Here is a 1509-nt window from a genome sequence, read left to right on the forward strand (position 1 = left end):
AAGGCGCGGATCAGGGCGAAGGCGCTGACGGCAAGCACGATGGTGAAAACGAATTTGGAAAGGAAGCGCATCGTGTGCGCGGCCGCCATGAAATCCGGGCGTGGGCCGATGGTCAGCAGGAAAACGACGGCCGCGATCACCGCTGCCGCACCGGCGGCCAGCCACCAGGCCGATTGCAGCGGCATCGCCTTGCTGGTTGCATCGGCGTCCAGCGCCTTGATGAGATCGTCCGTTCTCATGTCATTCCCGCCCGAACCGCCCCTGCCCGAATCGCTTGGCTATCGCGGCAAGTCCGCGATGCAGCGACACCCGCACCGCCGTCTCACTGATGCCGAACTTTGCCGCCGTCTCGCCGATGGACCGCCCTTCCACCGACACGGCCGAGACCACGGAGCGCTGAGCCGGCGACAGACCGTCCAATGCACGGTTGATGTCGCGCTCGCTGACGGTCTCGGTTTCCGGCTCGGCGAACGTCTCGGCGATATCGTCGACGTCGATCTCGATGCGCCGTCCGCGCCGCCTGAACGCATCGATCAGCTTGAAGCGGGCAATCGCATAGACCCACGGCAACACCGGCGCATCCTGACGCCAGGTATGCCGTTTCACATGAATGGCCAGCAAGGTTTCCTGCACGACATCCTCGGGATCGACCCCGCCCTGCACGATCTTGCGCCTGGCAAAACCGCGAACCAGCGCGGCAATCCGGTGCAGAAAGTCGGCGTAAGCCCTTTCATCTCCCGCGATCGCGGCCCGCATCAGCCGGGAAAGTTCGGCCTCGTCCTTGCCGCTCACAAGAGTTCACTCCCCGATTTTCGCGTCTCGGCGCTGATTTGTTACGTGGCCGGCGAAATAATGTCCAAGCCAAACTGTCGGCAAATCACGAAAGTTTGCGGCACCGCCGAACCGTGAGCATCACGCGGAATTGTCCGTTCGGCACCGACCTTTGCACGTCAGCGACCGATTGAAGCACATCAACAATGTTGACTATAGCTGTCATGTATGGATAGGTGCAGCCGTGACAGACCCAGGACCCCCGAAATCGAGGACAATGCCATGAAATACGCTCTTTCCACCCTCGCCGGCGCCGCCGCGCTGGCAATCAGCCTCATCGCCGGTCCGGCAAAGGCGGAAGAGGATGGCATCATTGTCTACAACGCCCAGCACGAAAGCCTGACCAAGGCGTGGGCCGAAGGCTTCACCAAGGAAACAGGCATCAAGGTCACCGTGCGCAATGGCGGCGACAGCGATTTCTCCAACCAGATCGTCGCCGAGGGCGCTGCTTCGCCCGCAGACGTCTTCCTGACCGAAAACTCACCGGCCATGGCGCTGGTCGAAAGCGCCGGCCTGTTCGCGCCGGTCGACGCGGACACGCTGGCGCAGGTTCCCCAGGACTATCAGCCGGCCAGCGGCAAATGGGTCGGCGTTGCCGCGCGCAGCACGGTCTTTGCCTATAACAAGACCAAGCTGACTGCCGACCCATTTGCCGCTGGCCGGCTGATAGTCCTGGGG

3 protein-coding genes are annotated in these 1509 nt (G+C 62.7%); 1 reads left to right on the forward strand and 2 read right to left on the reverse strand.

From position 1 onward, the window contains the following. Both EOA22_RS33230 and EOA22_RS33235 read right to left on the reverse strand, forming a co-directional pair. The coding region (locus tag EOA22_RS33230; protein WP_127390591.1) for an NrsF family protein at positions 1 to 239 on the reverse strand (239 nt) is incomplete at its 3' end. A 1-nt stretch (position 240) separates the two neighbouring features. After that, complete coding sequence (locus tag EOA22_RS33235) at positions 241 to 792, reverse strand: sigma-70 family RNA polymerase sigma factor (protein WP_013529420.1); 552 nt, start codon at positions 790 to 792, stop codon at positions 241 to 243. Positions 793 to 1053: 261 nt separating this feature from the next. On the opposite strand from EOA22_RS33235, the gene EOA22_RS33240 reads away from it, so the two are divergent. Further along, on the forward strand, positions 1054 to 1509 hold a 456-nt coding region (locus tag EOA22_RS33240), incomplete at its 3' end, for an extracellular solute-binding protein (RefSeq protein WP_127390592.1).

It is taken from the genome of Mesorhizobium sp. M7A.F.Ca.US.014.04.1.1, assembly GCF_003998745.1.
GTDB classification, from domain to species: Bacteria; Pseudomonadota; Alphaproteobacteria; order Rhizobiales; family Rhizobiaceae; genus Mesorhizobium; species Mesorhizobium ciceri.